This window comes from Achromobacter xylosoxidans (assembly GCF_014490035.1).
Taxonomy (GTDB): Bacteria; Pseudomonadota; Gammaproteobacteria; order Burkholderiales; family Burkholderiaceae_B; genus Achromobacter; species Achromobacter bronchisepticus_A.
Genome location: NZ_CP061008.1, coordinates 964,012 through 985,089 on the forward strand (window position 1 = coordinate 964,012; position 21,078 = coordinate 985,089).

A 21,078-nucleotide genomic window follows, 5' to 3' on the forward strand; every position below is an offset into this window, starting at 1 on the left:
GGTTCCAGTGTGTGTACAGGCTGCGCGCGTTTCAGGGCGCGGCGGTGTGGCCCAGGCCGGCCGCGACCGGCCGGAAGTTGCGGAAGTCCCAGTCGCGTCCGGGGGCGGCGTCGATCAGGGCCCGTGTGTATTCGTGGCGCGGTTCGGTCAGCACGGTTTCGGCGGAGCCGGTCTCGACGACCTTGCCCCGCTGCATCACCATGATGGTGTCGCAGATCTGCGCGGCCACGCGCAGGTCGTGGGTGATGAACAGCACGCCCACGCCGGTGCGCTGGCGTACCTGTTCCAGCAATTCCAGCACCTGCGCCTGCACCGATACGTCCAGGGCGGACACGGCTTCGTCGGCCACCAGAATCTCGGGGTCCATGACCAGGGCGCGCGCGATGCAGATGCGCTGGCGCTGGCCGCCGGAGAACTGGTGGGGATAGCGGTTCATCGCGTCGGGACTCAGGCCCACGACGCTCAGCGTTTCGCCGGCGCGTTTCAGTGCTTGTTCGCGGGCCACGCCGAAATTCAGCAGGCCCTCGATGATGGATTCGCCGACGGTGCGGCGCGGATTCAGCGAACGGTACGGATCCTGGAACACGATCTGGATGCGGCGGCGCACCGGGCGCAGCGCCGAGCCGGACAAGGTGCTGAGGTCTTCGCCGCCCATCATCATGTGGCCCGCGGTGGGTTCGATCAGGCGCACGATGCAGCGCGCCACGGTGGATTTGCCCGAGCCGGACTCGCCCACGATGCCCAGGATCTCGCCCTTGCGCAGCGTCAGGTTGACGTCGGCGGCCGCGATCACGTTGCGCGCAGCCTGGCGCGAAAACAGCGAACTCTTGGTGCCGTAGGTGCGGCCCAGGCCCTTGACGTGCAGCACCGGCATGCCGGCCGGCGCCTCGCGGCGCGAGGGCACCAGGCTGGGGACCGACGACACCAGCCGGCGGGTATAGGACTGCTTGGGCTCGGCCAGGATCTCGTTGCGCGTGCCGCTTTCGATCAGGTCGCCGCGGTTCATCACCACGATGCGGTCGGAGATCTCGGCCACCACGCCGAAGTCGTGGGTGATGAACAGTACGGCGGTCTGGTGCTTGACCTGCAGTTCCTTGATGAGCGCCAGGATCTGCTTCTGCGTGGTGACGTCCAGCGCCGTGGTCGGCTCGTCCGCGATCAGCAGCTTGGGCTCCAGGATCAGCGCCATGGCGATGACGATGCGCTGGCGCTGGCCGCCCGACAGCTGGTGCGGATAGGCCTCGAAGATGCGCTCGACGTCGGGCAGGTGCACCGACCGGAACATGTCCAGCACCTTGGCGCGGCGGTCCGCGGCCGACATCTGCTTGCGGTGCAGGCGCAGCACCTCGTCGACTTGCTTGCCCACGGTGTGCACGGGGTTCAGGGCGGTCATGGGCTCCTGGAACACCATGGCCATGCGCGTGGCGCGCATCTCGCGCAGGCGGCGCTGCGTGGCGGTGACCACGTCTTCGCCTTCCACGCGGATCGAACCCGCGCTGACGCCCAGCACGCCGGGAGGCAGCAGGCCCATGACGGCCAGCGAGGTGACGGATTTGCCGGAGCCGGATTCGCCGACGACGCACACGGTTTCGCCGGCATGCACGTCCAGGCTCAGGTTGCGCACGACGCGGTTGCCGGCGCCGGCGACTTCCACCGAGAGGTTGCGGATGGCCAGGATGGCGGTGGAGGTATCGCCTGCGGGAGGAGTGGGGGAATAGGTCATCGGCATCAGATCCTGCGCACCATTTTCGGGTCCAGCGCGTCGCGCAAGGCGTCGCCCAGGATGTTCACGCTGAGCACGGTCAGCGACAGGAACAGGCCGGGGAACAGGATCAGGCCGGGCAGCATGCGGAAGTACATGCGTCCTTCGGACATGATGTTGCCCCAGGAGGCGATCTCGGGCGGGATGCCCGCGCCCAGGAAGCTCAGGATGGCTTCGGTGAGCATGGCGGAGGCGAACACATAGGTACCCTGCACCGTCAGCGGCGCGATCGTGCTGGGCACCATGTGGCGCCACAGCAGCAGCGGCAGTGGTGTGCCCAGGGCCAGCGCGGCTTCGACATAGGGTTCGCCGCGCACGGTCAGGATCTGGCCGCGCACCAGCCGCACCACCCGCGGAATTTCCGGGATGGTGATGGCGACCAGCACGGTGGTGATGCTGGCGCCCGTGACCGACACCAGGGCGATCGCCAGCAGGATGCCGGGGATGGCCATGATGGCGTCCATGGTGCGCATGATCAGCCCGTCCAGCGAACGGAACCAGCCGGCGATCACGCCGATGACCAGGCCGATGGCGACGCTGACCAGCGCCGCGCCCAGGCCCGCGATCAGCGAGATGCGCGCGCCGTAGGCCACGCGCGACCAGACGTCGCGGCCAAAGGCGTCGGTGCCCAGCAGGTAGTCGGAGAAGGGCGGCTTCAGGCGCGCGCCGGGGTTGATGGAAGTGGGGTCGACCGTACCCAGCAGCGGCGCGAACAGCGCGATGGCGACGACCGCCACCAGCACGATCAGCGCCAGCATCACGGGCCAGCTCTTGAGTCCCTGGCGGATCTGGCGCCAGGCGGTAGCCTGGGGCGTGCCGCCTCCGGGGAGATCGGCGGCCGCTTGCGCGGCGGCATCGGTTGGCGTTTGCATGGCGTTAATACCTGATTCGCGGGTCGAACACCGTGTAGGCGCAATCGACAACCAGATTGATGAACACGTAGACGAACGCGAAGAAGAGCGTCAGGCCCTGGATGACGGGGTAGTCGCGCGCGAGCACGGCTTCCACCACCAGCCGGCCCAGGCCGGGGATGTTGAACACCGATTCCGTCACGACCACGCCGCTGATCAGCAGCGCGATGCCCAGGCCCACCACCGTGGCGATGGGCACGGCGGCGTTGCGCAGGGCGTGGCCCAGCAGCACGCCGGTTTCGCCCAGGCCCTTGGAGCGCGCCGTGCGGATGAAATCCTCGCCCATGACCTCGATGACGCTGGTGCGCGTGATGCGCGCGATCAGCGCCACGTAGACCGTGGACAGCGCCAGCGACGGCAGGATGAGGCGGTGCAGGTAAGGCCAGAAACCCTTGGCCAGCGGCGCGTAGCCCTGCACGTTGAACCAGCCCAGCTTGATGGCGAAGAGCCAGATCAGCACGTAGCCCGTGACGAAGACCGGCACGGAGAATCCCAGCACCGAGAAGCCCATCACGGCGCGGTCCAGCAGCTTGCCTTGACGCCATGCGGCCAGCACGCCCAGCGGAATGGCGACGAGCAGGGTGAACACCAAGGTCAGCACCGCCAGGCTGAGCGACGGTTCCAGGCGCTGGCCGATCAGCTTGGTGACCGGCACGCCGGACATGAGCGAGGTGCCCAGGTCGCCTTGCAGGAGCTTGCCGCCCCAGATGAAGAATTGTTTGATGACCGGCTGGTCCAGGCCCATCGTCTGGCGTATCTGGACGATGCGCTCGGGCGTGGCGCCGTCGCCCGCCATGATGATGGCCGGATCTCCCGGGCTGAAACGCAATATCGCGAAGACCACCACCGCGACCATCACCAGAACGGGGATGGTCGCGAGGAGCCGGCGTGAGACAAATGCCAGCATGAATTTCCCCCTGAACTACTTGCCCATCAAGGGGCTTTCTTGACGTTCCAGAACGCGAACACCGGCGCGTGCACCAGGCCCGAGAGCTTGGTCGAGTAGACGGTGGGCACGGACATCTGGCCCAGCGGGACGTACAGGCCTTCATCGATGCCGATGCGCTGCACTTCCTCGGCGATCTTCTTCTGTTCCGCGGGGTCGGAGGTCAGCGCCATCTTCGTGCGCAACTCTTCGATCTGCGGGAAGTCGGGCCAGCCGAACCAGGCGTTGTCGCCGTTGGCCGCGGCCGGGGCGGAACGGACCGGGTCCATCACGTCCGTGGCGTACCAGTTGGTGTTGTGGATGTTCCAGCCGCCTTCCGCGGGCGCAGCCTTCGAGGCGCGGCGCGTTGCGACGCTCTGCCAGTCCATCGCGGCCAGGTTGACGTTGAAGCCAGCCTTGCGCAGCGCCTGCGCCATCACCACCGGCTGGGCCGACAGCGTGCCGACGTCGGTCGCGTGCATGACCAGGATGGGCGTGTTGTCGTAGCCCGCTTCCTTCAGCAGCGCCTTGGCCTTCTCGATGTTGGACGGCACCACCATGTCCTTGCCGATGTCGCTTTCCAGCGGCGTGCCGCAACCCCACAGCGAGGCGCAGGTCTTCCAGTATTTCGGATTGCCGACCAGCGCCTTCATGACGTCTTCCTGGCCGATGGCGTACATCGCGGCCTGGCGCACCTTCTTGTTGTTGAAGGGCGGGTACTTGAAGTTGAAGCGGTACATCGTGAAGTAGCCGACCGGGCTGAGCGACTCTTCCTTCAGATCCTTGTTGCCTTCGATCATCGGCAGCAGGTCATAGGGGAACTGCTCGACGAAGTCGATCTCGCCGCCCAGCAGCGCGTTGGCGGTGGTCAGCGCATCCGGCATGACGTCCCATTCGACCTTGTCGACGTTGACGACCTTGCCGCCGGCCAGGCCGCTGGCGGGCTCCTTGCGCGGCACGTAGTCGGCGTTCTTGGCGTAGACGGTCTTCACGCCCGGCTTGAATTCGATGACCTTGAACGGACCCGAGCCGGTCATGTCGGTGATGGGCTGGCCGATGGCCTGTTCGGCGATGCGCTTGGGCATCATGAACGGCGCGGTGCCGGTGGGCTTGGACAGGGCGCGCAGCGCCAGGTCCGTGGGTTCCTTCATGACGATGCGGAAGTTCTTGTCGTCGATGACTTCGATCTTGTCGGTGAACTTCAGCAGCGTGCGGCCCATGCCGTCGCCGGCGGCCCAGCGCTTGATCGAAGCGACGCAGTCCTCGGACGTCACCGGCTTGCCGTCATGCCATTTCTGGCCGTCGCGCAAGGTCATGGTGTAGGTCTTGCCGTCGGGGGAGACTTCCCACTTTTCCAGCATCTGCGGCTGGATCTTGTTGTCGGCGTCGGTAGCCAGCAGGGTGTCGTAAATCATGTAGCCGTGCCACGTCGTGATGTACGCGGTGGTGGCGTGCGGGTCGGTCAGGCGCAGAGGCGAGTGCATCACCGACTTGATGACGGTCTCGGCGTAGGCGCCGTGAGCCATCATCATGGTGGCGCCGGCCAGCGCGGCCGCTCGGACGTACTTCAGCATGAATGTTCCCCTTGATGCGTAGTGAGCGGCGCCATCGCGCCGCTGCGTCGTTGGTCCGCCGCGCGGTGGCGGCGTGCGAGCTTCAGGCGGTAGCGGACCCGCCGGAAAAGACAGGTCCGCAAGGCGCCATTCTGATGCCGGGACGCAACCGTGTCCATGGTTGTTTTGCCGCATCCATCAGCATGGAACCCGGGGCCGCGCACACCAGGATCTTTTCCGCGATGCCAGTGAAATCCGCGCGGAAGTGGGCGGAGCTCTTGACCACCAGGATCGCTGCGCGCTGCGGTTCCACGCCGGCGAAGCGGAACATCTCCTGGTCGGCCATCTGCACCTTGTTGGAGGCGACGATGATGCGTACGCCGCCGATCCGCAGACAGGCGCTGGGGCCCAGGTCCATATGGAAGCCGCGATAGAAGGCGCCGTGCGTATCGAAGCGTCCATCCGAAGTTTTCTCGACGATGAACTCGGTGTCCAGCGGCTCATCGTCGGGAATACCCGAGTGTCCACCCAATGCAATGCGTACCTTGTTTCCAGCGCCCGCGCGGTGGGCGGCCAGCGCGGCCGCGGGGTCGACGATGAGGCCGATGGCGGTGTCGCGCGCATCGTGCCGAATCAGGGCGCGCAACACGCCAGTGGTGTCCGAGCTGCCGCCCGCGCCCGGGTTGTCCTGCGCGTCGGCGATGACCACGGGCTTGTGCGCGTCGCGCGCCAGCCGCATGGCTTCCTGCACGGCTTCGTCGGGCGTGTAGAGCTTGCCGCCGAAGTCGCGTTCCGCGTTGAGCACGGCGCGCGCCATTTCGTCGGCAGCGGCGTCGGCTTCGGCTTGGGTCGCGCCGTAAGCCCACACCGTGGGGGCGCACTCGGGGAAGTCGGCTGCGGGAAAACCCGTGGCGAACGACAGGCTGAGCGCGCCGCGCGTTTCGATGTCGCCCACCATCTGGTACAGGCTGCGCGAGGGTTCGATATCGGTGGACTGCCAGCACAGTGAAATCAGATAGGGCAGCGCGCGCAGGGCCACGCAAGGCCGCGGCGCGCCTGCCAGCCGCCTGGCCAGCAATTCGGCTGCGCGCTGCCCGGTTTCGGCCATGTCGATGTGAGGATAGGTGCGGTAGCAGACCAGCGCGTCGGCGTGGCGCACCATGGCGCGGGTAACGTTGGCGTGCAAGTCCAGGCTGGCGACGACGGGGACGTCCGGACCCACCAGCTCGCGCACGCGCTTGAGCAGTTCGCCTTCGCCATCGTCCAGGTGCTCCGTGACCATGGCGCCGTGCAGATCCAGGTAGACGCCATCCAGCGGCAGCGCCTGCGACAGGCCTTGCAGGATCATCGCGCTGATGCGTTCGAACGCATCCTGGGTGACCGGTCCCGAAGGACTGGCCGCGGCCCAGGTGGTGGGCAGCAAGGTGTGCCGCCCCATGGCTTCAATAAAGCCCGCCACCGGTATGTTGGCGCCCGCCACCGCCTGGAACATCGCTGGCCCGCTGACCAGCTTGGGCCAGCCGCCGCCTTTCTCGGCAAAATCTTCCCACGCCGCGCGCGAAGGCGCGAACGTATTGGTTTCATGCTGAAAGCCGCCTATCCCGATGCGCATCAGGATTCCCCTTGTCGTTTTTGATATGAGGAAGACGCGGCTACGCCGCGCCCATTTCAGTTCCCGCTGCAAACGGGCACAACGCAACTAACTGGCAAGATCGTCCCAAGCGGGGTCGCGCGGATCCGGCTCCGCCGGTCCGCAGCGACGCCCCCTTGAGGGGGAAGCGCGCAGCGCTTCGGGGGTGGGTTCACTTCGCCACAGGCATCGTGAATTCCGCACCCTTGGCGATGCTGTCGGGCCAGCGCTGCATCACGCTCTTGTAGCGGGAATAGAAGCGGATGCCTTCTTCGCCGTAGGCGTGATGGTCGCCGAACAGCGAGCGCTTCCAGCCGCCGAACGAATGCCAGGCCATGGGCACCGGAATCGGCACGTTGATGCCGACCATGCCGACCTTGATCTGGCGCGCGAAGGCGCGCGCCACGCCGCCGTCGGACGTGAAGCAGGCCACGCCATTGCCGAATTCATGGGCGTTGATCAGTTCGACCGCCGAGGCGAAGTCCGGCACGCGCACCACGCACAGCACCGGGCCGAAGATTTCTTCGCGGTAGATGTTCATCGCGGGCTTGACGTGGTCGAACAGCGTGCCGCCGAGGAAGAAGCCCTTTTCGTTGCCCGGCACCTTCAGGCCGCGGCCGTCGACCACCAGCGTCGCGCCGGCGGCGATGCCGTCCTCGATGTAGCCCACGACCTTGCCGCGATGCTGCGAGGTGACGAGCGGGCCCATTTCGGCATCGCCCTGCATGCCGTCCTTGACCACCAGCGCCTTGACGCGCGGCGTCAGGCGTTCGACGACCTTGTCGGCCACGTCGCCCACCGCCACGGCGACCGAGATGGCCATGCAGCGTTCACCGGCCGAGCCGTAGGCCGCGCCCATCAGCGCGTCGGTAACCTGGTCCAGGTCGGCGTCGGGCATGACCACCATGTGGTTCTTGGCGCCGCCCAGCGCCTGCACGCGCTTGCCGCGGCGGGTGCCTTCGGCATAGATGTATTCGGCAATCGGCGTCGAACCGACGAAGGACAGGGCTTCGACGTCGGGATGCGCGATCAGCGCGTCCACCGCCTGCTTGTCGCCGTGCACGACGTTGAACACGCCTTCAGGCAGGCCGGCTTCGGCCAGCAGTTCGGCCAGGCGCACGGACGCCGAGGGATCGCGCTCGGAAGGCTTGAGCACGAAGGTGTTGCCGCAAGCGATGGCCACCGGGAACATCCAGCACGGCACCATCATGGGGAAGTTGAACGGCGTGATGCCGGCCACCACGCCCAGGGCCTGGCGCATGCTCCAGTTGTCGATGCCGCCGCCGATCTGGTCGGAGTACTGGCCTTTCATCAGCTGCGGAATGCCGCAGGCGAATTCGACGATTTCGATGCCGCGCGTGACCTCGCCCTTGGCGTCGGAGAAGACCTTGCCATGTTCGCGCGTGATCAGTTCGGCCAGTTCGTCCTGGTGCTTGTCCAGCAGCGCCTTGAAATTGAACAGGATGCGCGCGCGCTTGAGCGCGGGCGTTTCGGACCAGGCCGGAAACGCGGCCTTGGCAGCGGCCACGGCCAGCGCGACTTCGTCGTTCGACGCCAGCGGAATGGAAGCGGTGACTTCGCCGGTGGCGGGGTTGAAGCCGTCGGCGTAGCGGTTGCTGCGGCCGTCGTAGTGCTGGCCATTGATGAAATGCGGGATCTTCTTCATGGGAACGCTCGAATCTGGGGCTTTGAAAAATGCCACAGGGCGGCCGTCGGCCGCCCAGGCGAAAAACCGCCCCTCGCGGGGCGGCGGACGATCAGGCGACTTCCTTCAGGATGCGGCCGATCTGTTCGAAGATCTGGCCGATCTGCGCCTCTTCGATGATGAGCGGGGGCGAGATCGCGATGATGTCGCCGGTGTAGCGCACCATCAGGCCGTTGTCGAAGCACTTCTGGAAGACTTCGGCGGCGCGCGCGCCGGGAGCGCCGGCGCGCGGCGCCAGCTCGATGCCGCAGACCAGACCCAGATTGCGCACGTCGATGACGTGCGGCGCGCCCTTCAGGCTGTGGGCGGCGTCCTGGAAGGCGCCGGACAGCTTGCGGGCGCGGCCGAACAGGTCTTCGCGGCGGTAGATGTCCAGCGTGGCCAGGATGGCGGCGGCGGCCAGCGGGTGCGCCGAATAGGTGTAGCCGTGGAAGAACTCGATGCCGCCGGCCGGGCCGTTGACGATGGCGTCATGCACTTCGCGCTTGACCGCGACCGCGCCGGCCGGCACGGCGGCATTGCTCACGCCCTTGGCCATGGCGATGATGTCCGGCGTGACGCCGAAGAACTCGGATGCCGTGGCGGCGCCCAGGCGGCCGTAGGCGGTGATGACTTCGTCGAATATCAGCAGGATGCCGTGCTTGGCGGTGATTTCGCGCAGCTTTTCCAGATAGCCCTTGGGCGGGATCAGCACGCCGGTCGAACCTGCCATCGGTTCGACGATGACCGCGGCGATGGTGGACGGGTCGTGCAGCGCGACGATGCGCTCCAGTTCGTCGGCCAGGTGAGCGCCCCAGGCCGGCTGGCCCTTGGAATAGGCGTTCTGCTCGATGTTGTGGGTGTGCGGCAGATGGTCCACGGCGGGCAGCAGCGCGCCGGAGAAGGTCTTGCGGTTGGTCGAGATGCCGCCCACCGAGATGCCGCCGAAGCCCACGCCGTGGTAGCCGCGCTCGCGGCCGATCAGGCGGGTGCGCTGGCCTTCGCCGCGGGCGCGGTGATAGGCCAGGGCGATCTTCAGGCAGGTGTCGACGGATTCGGATCCCGAGTTCGTGAAGAAGACCCGGTCCAGGCCCTGCGGCATCAGGCTGGCGACGGCGGTCGCGGCTTCGAAGGCCAGCGGGTGGCCCAGCTGGAAGCCCGGCGCGTAGTCCATCACGCCTGCCTGTTTGGCGATCGCGGCGACGATTTCCTCGCGGCCGTGGCCGGCGTTGACGCACCACAGGCCGGCCGTGCCGTCCAGGATCTGGCGGCCGTCGGTCGAGGTGTAGTACATGCCCTTGGCGGTCGCCAGCATGCGCGGGTGCGCCTTGAACTGTTTGTTGGCAGTGAAGGGCATCCAGAGGTGGGACAGGTCGGGTAGTTTGTCGGGGACGTTCATGGCGGCTCCAGGGGACGGACAAGCGCTGGACTTGGGCGACGGTTGTGCAGCCAGCGGGATTGAAACGATTCTGGTGCGTCCGGATGGGAATGAAAATATACGATCCGCGCAAATGCGGCTAACTGTATAGTTATGAACGACACAACTGTACAGTTATCTCCGTGATCGATTTCCAGCCCAACCGCGCCCGTGGCCGCGGACAGGCGCCGACCCTGGTCGAGCAGCTGGTCGCCGCCATCCTGCGCGCCATCGAAGAACAGACGCTGCGTCCGGGTATGTCCCTACCTTCGGTGCGCGAGTTTGCGCGCCTCTACGAGGTCAGCACCTTCACGGTGGCCAGCGCCTACAGCAGGCTGGTATCGCTGGGCTGGCTGGCGGCGCGGCCGGGCGCGGGCTATCGGGTCGCGACGCCGGACGCGCCGGCGCGCCCCGTCCAGCCGCCGTCCTGGGAGCCGCCGCGCCTGAACGCCGGCTGGCTGCTGTCGGACATCTTCGCGGACCATTCCATCCCGATCAAATCGGGCTGCGGCTGGCTGCCAGGCGAATGGCTGAACGAGGAGGGGCTGCACATGGCCCTGCGTCACATGGGGCGGGTGCCGGCCATGCGTATCGCGAACTACGGGCATCCTTATGGCTATGCGCCACTGCGCGAGACCATCGCGGCCAGCCTGAGCGCGCAGGGCATGGAGGTCGAGGCCTCGCAGGTCGTGCTGACCCAGGGCGTGACGCATGGGCTGGACATGGTGATACGCACCTTGCTGCGGCCAGGCGACACGGTGGTGGTGGAGCAGCCCGCCTATGCCAATCTGCTGCAGATGCTGCGTTTGGCCGGCTTGCGCGCGGTGTCCGTGCCGCGCACGCCGGACGGGCTGGACTGCGAGGCGCTGGAAGCGGTGGTGGCTCGCCACCGGCCCAGGGCGCTGGTCGTCAACACCGCATTGCAGAACCCGTCGGGCGCCAGCATCAGCATGGCCAATGCCTTCCGCATCCTGCAGGCGGCCGAGCGGCACGGCTTGTGGGTGGTGGAAGACGATATCTCGCGCGAGCTCGCGCCCGGCGTAACGCCCATGCTGGCCGCCCTGGACGGGGCGCGGCGCGTGGTCTACCTGGGCGGCTACTCCAAGGTCATCAGTCCGTCGGTGCGGGTGGGTTATGTGGTGGCGCACCGCGATCTGGCGCGCGACATCGCGCGCACCAAGATGGCGGTGGGCCTGACCTCGCCGGAGATCATGGAGCGCATCGTGCACCAGGTCATCCGCGAGGGCCGCTACCGCGCCCACATCGCCCGCACCCGCGAACGGCTGGCGGAGGCTCATGCGGGCGTGGGCGAGCTGATGGCGCAGCATGGTTTCGAGATCTATGGGAGGCCGCAAGGCGGCCTGTTCCTGTGGGCCAAGGTGGCCGGACAGTGGCGCGAACGCGGCGCCAACGGACTCGCGGAATTGGCGCTGAAAGACGGCATCTGGCTGGCGCCCGGGTCTTACTTCGAGGCGGACGAGGCCGATACGCCCTGGGTGCGCTTCAACGTGGCCTACTCGGAAGCGCCGGCCCTTTGGCGTTTCATGCGCAACGCCGGGGCGGCCGCCTGAGTCACTGCCGCTCGTAAGTCACGAAATCGTATTCGTAGCCGTTTTCGGCCGGCTGCGCTTCGCGCGCCGTTTCCTTCCATTGAAAGGCGGGCAGCAAGGGGAAGAAGGCGTCGCCTTCGACCTCGGCGCGGACTTCGGTGGCCAGCACGCGTTGCGCCAGCGGCAGGGCTTGCGCGTAGATTTGCGCGCCGCCGATCACATAGGCCGCGTCGATGTCGCCGCAGGCCTGGATCGCCGCTTCCAGCGACGGCGCCACGATGGCGCCCGCGGCGCTGAAATCGGGATTGCGGCTGATCACGATGTTGCTGCGGCCGGGCAGCGGCCGGCCCAGCGAGTCCCAGGTCTTGCGGCCCATGATGATGGGGTGGCCCAGGGTGCTGCGCTTGAAATGCGCCAGATCGCCCGGCAGTTTCCAGGGCAGGGCGTTGTCGCGCCCGATGGCGCGATTGGTGGAATAGGCGACGATGAGGGTAAGGCTGGCGGGCATGCGGGGTCGGGACGGTTGGGGTTCGGCCGGTTGGCTACGGCAAGCGTAGCAAATTTGCGCGGCGGCTTGCGCCGCGCCGGCCGCTCAGTCGACCGCGTGTTCCAGGAATTCGGTGGCGGGCATGGGTTTGCCCAGCAGGAAGCCCTGTAGCGAATCGCAGCCCAGGCCGGTCAGGAACTTCTGCTGCGCCGGCGTTTCCACGCCCTCAGCCACGATGCGCAGGTTGAGCTGCTGCGCCAGCGCGACAATGGCCGACACGATGGCCGCGTCTTCGTTGTCGTTTTCCAGCTGGTTGACGAAGCCGCGGTCGATCTTCAGCTCGGTGGCCGGCAGCCGCTTCAGATAGAGCAGGCTGGAATAGCCGGTGCCGAAGTCGTCGATCGAAATCGTCACGCCCAGGTTCGACAGGCGCTTGAGCACCGCCAGGCTGGCCTCGGCGTCGCGCATGGCGGTGGATTCGGTCACTTCCAAGGTCAGGCAGGCCGGCGGCACGCCATGGCGTTCCAAGGCCGAGCGCACCGTTTCCACCAGGCTGGCGTGGGCGAACTGCAACGCTGAAATATTGACGGCGATGGTCCAGTGGCCCTGGCCCGCGTTGATCCATTCACGCATCTGGCGGCAGGCCTCGTTGATCACCCATTCGCCGATGGACAGGATCAGGCCGGTCTTTTCCGCCGTGGGGATGAACTGGTCCGGGCCAACCAGGCCGCGGGTCGGATGGTTCCAGCGCAGCAGCGCCTCGGCGCCGATGATCGGGCCGGCGGGCGCTTCGTACTTGGGCTGGTAGTGTAGGACGAGCTGGTTGCGTTCCTGCGCCAGGCGCAGGTCGTGCAGCAGTTCGATCTGCTCGTGCGCGTCCGCGTTCATGGACGGTTCGAAGAAACTGTAGCCAGTGCCGCCCAGGCGCTTGGCGTGGTACATCGCCGCGTCGGCGTTGGTCAGCAGGGCGTGGGTGTCCTGGCCGTCGTTGGGATAGATGGCGATGCCCACGCTCGAGGTCACCATCACCTCATGCCCGTAGACCGTGACGGGGCGGGCGATGGCGTCGATGAGACGGTCGGCCACATTGGCCGCGTCGGTGGGTTCGACCACTTCGCTCAGTACGATGAACTCGTCACCGCCCAGGCGCGCCACCGTGTCCTGTGTGCGCAAGGTCTGGCGGATGCGCTGCGCCAGGTCGATCAGCAGGGCGTCGCCGGTGTGGTGTCCGTACGCGTCGTTGACCGCCTTGAAGCCGTCCAGGTCGAAGAACAGCACCGCGAAATAGCCCTTGCGCCGGCTGGCGCTTTCGATCGCCTGCTCCAGCCGGTCTTCCAGCAGGATGCGGTTGGGCAACTTGGTCAGCGTGTCGTGCAGCGCCAGTTGCACCAGTTCTTCATTGGCCTCGGCCAGCGATGAAGCCAGGGCCGAGGTGCGCGCCTCCAGCCGGTTGTCCAGCACCGCGACCAGCAGGGCGATGGCCAGCACGCTCAGGGTCACGGCGGTCACGGCGATGGCCAGCCAGCCGGCCGAAATGCCGCTGTTGGCCGCCATGCAGATACTGCCCGCGGGGAAGCCGGCGGCGGCCATGCCGGTGTAGTGCATGCCGACGATGGCGATGCCCATGATCGCTGCCGCCAGCGGCCGCGACCAGACCACGCGGGGGCCGCCGTGGCGCAGCCGGTAGGTGATCCATAGCGCCGCGCCGGAGGCGGCCACGGCAATCACGATGGACAGTGCGAACCATTTGGCGTCATAGACAATGCCGGGCTCCATGAGCATGGCGGCCATGCCGAGGTAATGCATCGCCGCGATGCCGGCGCCCATGAGCAGGGCGCCGATCACCAGCCGCCGCCGCGGCAGCTCGTCCTTGCTCACGGTCCACAGGGCGAAGGCGGAGCAGCCGATGGCGATGACCAGCGACAGGACGGTCAGCGGCAGGTCGTAACCCATGGGAATGGGCAGGCTGAAGGCCAGCATGCCCACGAAATGCATGGACCAGATGCCCACGCCCATCGCGAACGCGCCGCCCGCCAGCCAGTAGCGCGCGCTGGGCAACCCGTTCGAGGCTCTGACGCGGTTGGCCATGCCCAACGCCGTGTAGGACGCCAGGATGGCGACTCCTAGAGATACGAGGACGAGCGAAGGGTTATAAGTTCCGACGAGCATTGGTAGGGTCCTGTCCTTGGCGCATGCTGCCGCCGCGCGGGCTTCATATCAATTCAATTGGTAGTCTATGGTTGCAAGTCGGTCGCAAGACAGAATTCGGCGGTCGACGCTGGTGATACACGTGCTCTCTTTTTGGGAAGGGGAGTGCGGCTGAGCAACGCCTGCGGACGGCGCTGCCGGGCGAACGGCCCGGTTTCGCTGCGAGCGACAGGCACGGCGCGGCAGGTGCCGGTCGGAAGCAATGGCGCGCGGGCATTTCTGGACGCGCGCCCATGGCTAAGGGATGGGTTATACCGAAAACGCGCTTCCAGAAGCTCACCAATCTTCACCTGCGGCCCAGGGCACGCAGGCAGCCACTGTCTACACGGCCATGGCGGCGGTGAGGGGGGCGTGATGGGTGTAGCCCGACAACGAAAAGTCGCCTGGTTCCACCTTCTCCAGCCATTCGGGCTCGTAGCGTCCGGTGACCGCAAAATCGGGAATGCGGTCCGACAGCACCAGCGTGGGCGCTTCGTAGGGCTCGCGCGTGAGTTGCTCACGCAGCATCGGCAGGTGGTTTTCGTAGATGTGCGCGTCGCCGATGAAATAGGTGAACCAGCGCGGCGTGTAGCCGGTCAGTCGGCCAACCAGATGCAGCAGGGCCGCGCCTTCCGTGAGGTTGAATGGCGTACCCAAACCGACGTCGTTGGAACGGATGTACAGGCACAGCGATATTTCGCGGGTGGTCGCGTTCGGCAGGAATTGATAGAGCAGGTGGCAGGGGGGCAGCGCCATTTCCTCGATCTGCGCCCAGTTCCAGCCGTGGAACAGGATGCGGCGGTCGCCCGGCCGTTCGTGGATGGTGTCCAGGCATTGCCGCAGCTGGTCCACCGCCTTGTAGAGCAGCACCTTGGGCGCGCCGCCTTCCTCCAGATCGGCGACCTTGGCGTAGCCGCGCGACAGGGCGTCGGCGATCTGCGCCGAGCGGCTGGCGTCCAGCATCTTGTAGGCCGGCCACTGGCGCCATTGCACGCCGTAGACCGGGCCCAGGTCGTCGGGACCTTCGCGGTACGGGTTGGCCAGCCACTGGCTGTTCTCGTTGGCATTCTGGTCCCAGACCTTGCAGCCCAGCTCGCGGAATTCCGCCGCGCTGCGCGAGGCGCGCAAGAAACCCACCATTTCGCCGATGGCGGACTTGAAGGCCAGCTTCTTGGTGGTGACAGCGGGGAAGCCCTTCTGCAGGTCGAAGCGCAGCGACGCGCCCGGCATGCTCAGGGTGCGTATGCCCGTGCGGTTCTCCTGCCACGCGCCGGTGTCCAGGATGGATTGAACGAGGTCCAGGTATTGTTTCATGGCGGTCCTTGCGCACGCTCGCCCGGCGGGTGACGCAGACAGCCGCCGCGAACGGATCGCGGCGGCTCTTATAAGTTACGGATAGACGAATTACACCACGCGGGCGCGGTTCAGGCCGCGGCGGGCGTTTCCTGCGTGTCGACGATCTCGACCGAGAAGGTCAGCGCCGCGGTTTTCTCCAGCATGGCCGAGGCCGAGCAGTATTTTTCGTGCGACAGCTGCACTGCGCGTTCGACCGCGGCGCGCGGCAGGTTGCGGCCGGTGACGGTGAAGGCGAAATGGATGCGGGTGAAGACCTTGGGGTCGGCATCGGCGCGGTCGGCCTGGAGCTTGACGCTGCAGCCGCTGACGGCGTGGCGTCCGCGTTTGAGGATCAGCACCACGTCGTAGGCGGTGCAGCCGCCGGTACCGGCCAGCAGCATTTCCATGGGACGGGGGGCCAGATTGTGCCCGCCGCCGTCCACGGCGCCGTCCATGACGGCCACGTGGCCGCTGCCGGTGCTGGCGGTGAAGAGCATGCCGTTCGGGCCGCCCCAGTCGATCGTGCATTCCATATTGTCGTGTCCTTGAGCTTGAGCGCTGTCAATGGCTGATGATACCTGTTGCGTACAATTCCGGGCATGAGAGCCCCGCCCCGCATCAGGGGTGTGCGTGCCAGCCTTGCCGAGGAGTTGTCCCATGTCCACCGCTCTGTCCCGCCCCAGCCCCGTTTCCTTCCTGCGCCGCATCAGCCCCGTGGATGCGCTGCTGGCCGAGGCCGACCGCGCGTTGCGGGTGCTGTCCGGCAGCGCCACTGCCGGCCGCCCGTATCCGGCCACTGCCGACGAGGCGCCGCAAGCCCTGTCGGCCCAGGAAAAGCGCCACGCGGCCGGCCTGATGCGGGTGAATCATGTGGGCGAGGTCTGCGCCCAGGCGCTGTACCGGGGCCAGGCTTCGGTATGCCGAGAGCCCGCGCCCCGAGCCCTGCTGCTGAACGCGGCCTCCGAGGAAGTGGACCACCTGGCCTGGTGCAATCAGCGGCTGACGGAACTGGGCAGCCGCCCCAGCCTGCTGAATCCGGTCTGGTACGCGGGTTCGTTTGCGCTTGGCGTGCTGGCCAGCTACGCCGGCGTGCCGCGCAACCTGGGTTTCATGGCGGAAACCGAAAAGCAGGTCGAAGCGCATCTGGAAGAACATCTGCGCACCTTGCCGGTGCAGGACGAGCGCTCGCGCCAGATCGTGCACAAGATGAAAGAGGACGAGGCGCAGCATCGCGCCAGCGCGGAAGCGGCGGGCGGTGTTCCTTTGCCGGCGCCGGTAAAGGCCGCGATGCGGGCCATGTCGAAGGTCATGACGACCACCGCTTACTGGGTCTGATACGCCTGAAACGTGAAATGTTGCAATGCGCAAAAATAGCTGCAAGTTGGTGCCGGGCGCACCATCTCGGTGCAAAATCCAGAGCGGGATAACCCGATAGAGGCTAGGGTAAGCCCCGGGCGGGTTTACCCATTTGGCAAAAACCCTGTTTTTGGAATAGCCATTGATTGGCGCGGGTTTCCAGAGGGGAGTCCAGGACTTTGCGGCAAATTTGCAACGCGAAAAATCTCTTGCGCGACAGGCTAAAAAAATTCTTGCATCGCACAAAAAACCTCGGTACTATTCATACATCGGATGTTGAAACGCAGTCGGCGCGGTGCAAAACCCCGAAAGCGTAGTGAGCGGAAGGCCAGCTCCCAACATGCCACGGTTGTCTCCTCCACCCTCCTCCTTTGGTGGATTTAGCCCGAGATCTCACGATCTCGGGCTTTTTTTTCGATGTTTTTGGTGTGTCCCCATTTGGCTGTGGCGGGGTATCGCCTGTAGCCCTGCCTGGCACTTCCGTCAGAGGGCGGCCTTCGCGTTTTCCCTTGGATATTTCGCGTGCGTCAGGGCGGAAAGTTCTACAATCGTTCCATGAAACCCCTATTTCCGCGCCTGCGCGGTTTCGCCTTGGCGATCCTGCCAAATGACAGTTTCTGCCTGGGACTGGCGACATGGCGCAATGCGTTACGTTCTGTGCCGGTGAATTGCACTTCCTTATTCCTCCCATATATGGGCGTTACACCTGCCACCGATAATGGCGGGCCTGTCTCGATAGACCAACCAGAGGTGACTCGGTGACCTGGCTGTACATTTGCGTGGTCGCATTCATGGTGGGGGGACTCATCGTGGCGTCGGAGCGCTGGCATGGCGCCTTCACCGGCGACAGCGACCTCAACAAGCCCCAAGCCAACCATTCCCGCGCCACGCCTCGCGTCGGCGGGCTGGCCGTGCTCGCGGGTACGCTGGCGGGCCTGCTGGTCCTCGGACCCAGCAACATGACGCTGACCTGGCTTTGGCCCGCGCTGTTCGTTGCGGCGCTGCCCGTGTTCGTGGCAGGCCTGCTCGAAGACATCACCAAGGACATCGGCGCCAGCAAGCGCCTGCTGGCTGCCTTCCTGTCGGCCGCGATCGCCTGGTGGCTGCTGGGCGGCGTCAGCCGCGTGGGGATGGCGCCGGTGGATTACGTGCTGTCCTTCTGGCCGGTGTCGCTGCTGTTCACCATGTTCGCGGTGGGCGGCTGTACGCACGCGCTGAATATCGTTGACGGCATGAACGGCCTGGCCGGCATGGTGGCCACGCTGATGGCCGTCTCGATCAGCCTGGTGGCGCTGCAAGTGGGCGACGTGCCGATTTTCCTGGTGGCGGCGGCGCTGGCCTCGGCCACGCTGGGCTTCCTGGTCTGGAACTTCCCGTTCGGGCGCGTGTTCCTGGGCGATGGCGGCGCGTACTTCCTGGGCTTCATGCTGGCCGAGCTGGCCGTGCTGCTGGTGGTGCGCAATCCTTCGGTGTCGCCGTTCTACGCGCTGGCCGTATTGTTCTATCCCGTCTTCGAAACCGGTTTTTCGATCTGGCGCCGGCGCTTCAAGCGCGGCGTGCCCGTGGACCAGCCGGATGCGCTGCACTTGCACCAACTGGTGTTCCGCCGTCTGGTGCGGGTCACGTTCAGCCGTGGCCGGCGGCATGCGGTGCCCGCGCTGTGCAATGCGCTGGCCTCGCCTTACATGTGGGTGCTGGCCCTGATCGGCCTGGTGCCCGCGACCATCTGGTGGGACAACGCCTGGGCGCTTTGCGCCAGCCTGGTGGTGTTCGCCGCCGTCTATATCTGGCTGTATTCGCGGCTCGTGTCCTGGCGCCGGCCAGGCTGGCTGCTGCTGCCATCCGTTTTGCGGACTTCCGATTAGTTTTGGGCGCCCCGGCGGCTGCCGCCGGGGGCTCGGTAATCTTTTCTTAATTACCCGACCATATTTGAAATGCCGTAATCGTTCTACGGTGAAGGGAGAGTTATGTTGCGAATTCAGGATGTGAAACTCGCTGTTGTCGGCCTGGGCTATGTCGGCCTGCCCCTGGCGGTGGAGTTCGGCAAGAAGCGTTCGGTCATCGGGTTCGATATCAATACGCGTCGCATCGACGCGCTCAAGGCGGGCCACGACCATACGCTGGAAGTCAGCGATGAAGAGCTGAAGGAAGCAACCCAGCTGAGCTACACGGCGGACCGCGCCGTGCTGGGCCAGGCCAACGTGTTCATCGTGACCGTGCCGACCCCCATCGACGAATACAAGCAGCCGGACCTGACTCCGCTGGTCAAGGCCAGCGAGACCATCGGCGCCGTGCTCAAGCGCGGCGACATCGTCATCTACGAATCCACCGTTTATCCTGGCGCCACGGAAGAAGACTGCGTGCCGGTGCTGGAGCGCGTGTCGGGCCTGAAGTTCAACGTGGACTTCTACGCCGGCTACAGCCCCGAGCGTATCAATCCGGGCGACAAGGACCACCGCGTCAGCACCATCAAGAAGGTCACCTCCGGCTCGACGCCCGAAGTGGCCGAGCTGGTCGACCAGCTGTACAAGCAGATCATCACCGCCGGCACGCACAAGGCGTCCAGCATCCGCGTGGCCGAGGCTGCCAAGGTCATCGAGAACACGCAGCGTGACGTGAACATCGCGCTGATCAACGAGCTGGCCCTGATCTTCAACAAGATGGGCATCGACACCGAAGCCGTGTTGCAGGCGGCCGGCACCAAATGGAACTTCCTGCCGTTCCGTCCGGGCCTGGTCGGCGGCCACTGCATCGGCGTGGATCCGTACTACCTGACCCACAAGGCGCAATCCATTGGCTACCACCCCGAGATCATCCTGGCGGGCCGCCGCCTGAACGACTCGATGGGCAGCTACGTGGTGTCGCAACTGGTCAAGGCCATGACCACGCGCCGCATCCACGTGCAGGGCGCCCGTGTGCTGGTGATGGGCCTGGCCTTCAAGGAAAACTGCCCCGACCTGCGCAACACGCGCATCGTGGACATCGTCAAGGAACTGGGCGACTACAACGTCGACGTCGACGTGTACGACCCGTGGGTCGATCCCGAAGAAGCCATGCACGAATACGGCCTGACCCCGGTGGCCAAGCCCGAGGAAGGCCAGTACGACGCCGTGATCCTGGGCGTGGCGCACAATCAGTTCAAGGCGATGGGCGCGGAAGGCATCCGCAAGCTCGGCAAGGCGCAGCACATCCTGTATGACCTGAAGTACGTGCTTTCGCCTTCCGAATCCGATCTGCGCCTGTAAGGACTGCCCATGACCACACGCTTTGAGACCATCAAGAAGGAACTGTCGGCCGCGCCGCGCAAATGGCTGGTGACCGGCTGCGCCGGTTTCATCGGGTCGAACCTGCTGGAGACCCTGCTGAAGCTGGGCCAGACCGTGACCGGCCTGGACAACTTCGCCACCGGCCATCAGCACAACCTGGACGAGGTGCGCGACTCGGTCACGCCCGAGCAGTGGGCGCGCTTTACCTTCATCGAAGGCGACATCCGTGACCTGGAAGCCTGCCGCCGCGCGGCGCAGGGCGTCGATTTCGTGCTGCACCAGGCCGCGCTGGGTTCGGTGCCGCGCTCTTTGAAGGATCCGATCACCACCAATGAGGTGAACATCGGCGGTTTCCTGAACATGCTGGTGGCAGCGCGCGATGCCGAAGTCAAATCCTTCGTCTACGCGGCCTCCAGCTCGACCTATGGCGACCACCCGGCCTTGCCCAAGGTCGAGGAGCACATCGGCAATCCCCTGTCGCCTTATGCGGTCACCAAGTACGTCAATGAACTCTACGCGGACGTCTTCGCGCGCTCCTACGGCTTCGAGTCAGTCGGCCTGCGCTACTTCAACGTGTTCGGCAAGCGGCAGGATCCCAACGGCGCCTATGCGGCCGTGATCCCCAAGTGGACGGCCGCGATGATCCAGGGCGAGGACGTCACCATCAACGGCGACGGCGAGACCAGCCGGGACTTCTGCTTCGTGGACAACGCGGTGCAGGCCAACATTCTCGCGGCCATGGCGGCGCCTGAAGGCCGCAACCAGGTCTACAACGTGGCCGTCAGCGGCCGCAGCACTCTGAATGAGCTGTTTGGTTTCCTGGCTCACGCCCTGGGCAACCAGGGCGTGGTCTATGGCAAGAAGCCGGTCTACGCCGATTTCCGCGCGGGCGATGTGCGCCACTCGCAGGCGGACGTCAGCAAGGCGGGCCGGTTGCTGGGCTACGAGCCGACGCACACCGTGCTGCAAGGCCTGGAAGTGGCCATGCCCTGGTACACGCAATTCCTGCGTTGAT

At 66.0% G+C, this 21,078-nt stretch carries 16 protein-coding genes; 5 read left to right on the forward strand and 11 right to left on the reverse strand.

The features are described from left to right. Positions 1-31 precede the first annotated feature (31 nt). The 7 genes from IAG39_RS04420 to IAG39_RS04450 form a co-directional block, all read right to left on the reverse strand. The gene (locus tag IAG39_RS04420) at positions 32-1,723 is read right to left on the reverse strand and encodes an ABC transporter ATP-binding protein (protein WP_118931384.1); all 1,692 of its coding nucleotides are present in this window, start codon (positions 1,721-1,723) and stop codon (positions 32-34) included. 5 nt (positions 1,724-1,728) lie between these two features. Next, entirely contained in the window at positions 1,729-2,634 is a 906-nt protein-coding gene (locus IAG39_RS04425; protein WP_059371316.1) for an ABC transporter permease, read from the reverse strand. A 4-nt stretch (positions 2,635-2,638) separates the two neighbouring features. Continuing rightward, positions 2,639-3,580, reverse strand: coding sequence for an ABC transporter permease (locus IAG39_RS04430; protein WP_059371317.1), 942 nt, complete (start codon positions 3,578-3,580; stop codon positions 2,639-2,641). 26 nt (positions 3,581-3,606) lie between these two features. Then, a complete protein-coding gene (locus IAG39_RS04435; RefSeq protein ID WP_054451985.1) occupies positions 3,607-5,172 on the reverse strand; it encodes an ABC transporter substrate-binding protein in 1,566 nt (521 codons plus the stop codon). 82 nt (positions 5,173-5,254) lie between these two features. Beyond that, the gene (locus IAG39_RS04440) at positions 5,255-6,763 is read right to left on the reverse strand and encodes a M81 family metallopeptidase (RefSeq protein WP_118931383.1); all 1,509 of its coding nucleotides are present in this window, start codon (positions 6,761-6,763) and stop codon (positions 5,255-5,257) included. A gap of 190 nt (positions 6,764-6,953) precedes the next feature. Then, positions 6,954-8,447 (reverse strand): CoA-acylating methylmalonate-semialdehyde dehydrogenase, encoded by a 1,494-nt coding sequence (locus IAG39_RS04445; RefSeq protein WP_059371319.1) that lies wholly within the window; start codon positions 8,445-8,447, stop codon positions 6,954-6,956. Between the two features lie 91 nt (positions 8,448-8,538). After that, the gene (locus IAG39_RS04450; RefSeq protein WP_165867756.1) at positions 8,539-9,864 is read right to left on the reverse strand and encodes an aspartate aminotransferase family protein; all 1,326 of its coding nucleotides are present in this window, start codon (positions 9,862-9,864) and stop codon (positions 8,539-8,541) included. Positions 9,865-10,025: 161 nt separating this feature from the next. On the opposite strand from IAG39_RS04450, the gene IAG39_RS04455 reads away from it, so the two are divergent. Further along, positions 10,026-11,453, forward strand: a complete 1,428-nt coding sequence (locus IAG39_RS04455; protein ID WP_118931382.1) for a PLP-dependent aminotransferase family protein — start codon at positions 10,026-10,028, stop codon at positions 11,451-11,453. Between the two features lies 1 nt (position 11,454). Here the strand turns inward: IAG39_RS04455 and IAG39_RS04460 are convergent, their stop codons facing one another. The 4 genes from IAG39_RS04460 to IAG39_RS04475 all read right to left on the reverse strand — a co-directional run bounded on the left by IAG39_RS04460 (position 11,455) and on the right by IAG39_RS04475 (position 15,974). Next, on the reverse strand, positions 11,455-11,940 hold the full coding sequence (locus IAG39_RS04460; RefSeq protein ID WP_059371322.1) for a dihydrofolate reductase: 486 nt from the start codon (positions 11,938-11,940) through the stop codon (positions 11,455-11,457). Between the two features lie 84 nt (positions 11,941-12,024). Beyond that, positions 12,025-14,088, reverse strand: coding sequence for a putative bifunctional diguanylate cyclase/phosphodiesterase (locus IAG39_RS04465; protein ID WP_118931381.1), 2,064 nt, complete (start codon positions 14,086-14,088; stop codon positions 12,025-12,027). Positions 14,089-14,448: 360 nt separating this feature from the next. Then, positions 14,449-15,420 carry a thymidylate synthase gene (locus IAG39_RS04470; protein ID WP_059371324.1) on the reverse strand — a complete coding sequence of 324 codons (972 nt, stop codon included), beginning with the start codon at positions 15,418-15,420 and terminating at the stop codon, positions 14,449-14,451. A gap of 110 nt (positions 15,421-15,530) precedes the next feature. Then, positions 15,531-15,974: an OsmC family protein gene (locus IAG39_RS04475; protein WP_088142589.1), complete on the reverse strand. Its 444-nt coding sequence runs from the start codon at positions 15,972-15,974 to the stop codon at positions 15,531-15,533. A gap of 124 nt (positions 15,975-16,098) precedes the next feature. Between IAG39_RS04475 and coq7 the strand changes: the two genes are divergently transcribed. The 4 genes from coq7 to IAG39_RS04495 all read left to right on the forward strand — a co-directional run bounded on the left by coq7 (position 16,099) and on the right by IAG39_RS04495 (position 21,077). Next, positions 16,099-16,776 (forward strand): 2-polyprenyl-3-methyl-6-methoxy-1,4-benzoquinone monooxygenase, encoded by a 678-nt coding sequence (gene coq7, locus IAG39_RS04480; protein ID WP_118931380.1) that lies wholly within the window; start codon positions 16,099-16,101, stop codon positions 16,774-16,776. 779 nt (positions 16,777-17,555) lie between these two features. Continuing rightward, a complete protein-coding gene (locus tag IAG39_RS04485; protein WP_013396215.1) occupies positions 17,556-18,662 on the forward strand; it encodes an MraY family glycosyltransferase in 1,107 nt (368 codons plus the stop codon). Between the two features lie 102 nt (positions 18,663-18,764). After that, the gene (gene tviB / locus IAG39_RS04490) at positions 18,765-20,042 is read left to right on the forward strand and encodes a Vi polysaccharide biosynthesis UDP-N-acetylglucosamine C-6 dehydrogenase TviB (protein ID WP_118931379.1); all 1,278 of its coding nucleotides are present in this window, start codon (positions 18,765-18,767) and stop codon (positions 20,040-20,042) included. A gap of 9 nt (positions 20,043-20,051) precedes the next feature. Then, complete coding sequence (locus tag IAG39_RS04495; protein ID WP_118931378.1) at positions 20,052-21,077, forward strand: SDR family oxidoreductase; 1,026 nt, start codon at positions 20,052-20,054, stop codon at positions 21,075-21,077. The last annotated feature ends 1 nt before the right edge of the window (position 21,078 follow it).

Coding starts and splice junctions, on each gene's coding strand:
- IAG39_RS04465 (WP_118931381.1), bottom strand. CDS start 14,088: ATGCTCGTCGGAACTTATAACCCTTCGCTCGTCCTCGTATCTCTAGGA.
- IAG39_RS04470 (WP_059371324.1), bottom strand. CDS start 15,420: ATGAAACAATACCTGGACCTCGTTCAATCCATCCTGGACACCGGCGCG.
- IAG39_RS04430 (WP_059371317.1), bottom strand. CDS start 3,580: ATGCTGGCATTTGTCTCACGCCGGCTCCTCGCGACCATCCCCGTTCTG.
- IAG39_RS04435 (WP_054451985.1), bottom strand. CDS start 5,172: ATGCTGAAGTACGTCCGAGCGGCCGCGCTGGCCGGCGCCACCATGATG.
- tviB (WP_118931379.1), top strand. CDS start 18,765: ATGTTGCGAATTCAGGATGTGAAACTCGCTGTTGTCGGCCTGGGCTAT.
- IAG39_RS04460 (WP_059371322.1), bottom strand. CDS start 11,940: ATGCCCGCCAGCCTTACCCTCATCGTCGCCTATTCCACCAATCGCGCC.
- IAG39_RS04475 (WP_088142589.1), bottom strand. CDS start 15,974: ATGGAATGCACGATCGACTGGGGCGGCCCGAACGGCATGCTCTTCACC.
- IAG39_RS04425 (WP_059371316.1), bottom strand. CDS start 2,634: ATGCAAACGCCAACCGATGCCGCCGCGCAAGCGGCCGCCGATCTCCCC.
- IAG39_RS04420 (WP_118931384.1), bottom strand. CDS start 1,723: ATGACCTATTCCCCCACTCCTCCCGCAGGCGATACCTCCACCGCCATC.
- IAG39_RS04445 (WP_059371319.1), bottom strand. CDS start 8,447: ATGAAGAAGATCCCGCATTTCATCAATGGCCAGCACTACGACGGCCGC.
- IAG39_RS04440 (WP_118931383.1), bottom strand. CDS start 6,763: ATGCGCATCGGGATAGGCGGCTTTCAGCATGAAACCAATACGTTCGCG.
- coq7 (WP_118931380.1), top strand. CDS start 16,099: ATGTCCACCGCTCTGTCCCGCCCCAGCCCCGTTTCCTTCCTGCGCCGC.
- IAG39_RS04495 (WP_118931378.1), top strand. CDS start 20,052: ATGACCACACGCTTTGAGACCATCAAGAAGGAACTGTCGGCCGCGCCG.
- IAG39_RS04450 (WP_165867756.1), bottom strand. CDS start 9,864: ATGAACGTCCCCGACAAACTACCCGACCTGTCCCACCTCTGGATGCCC.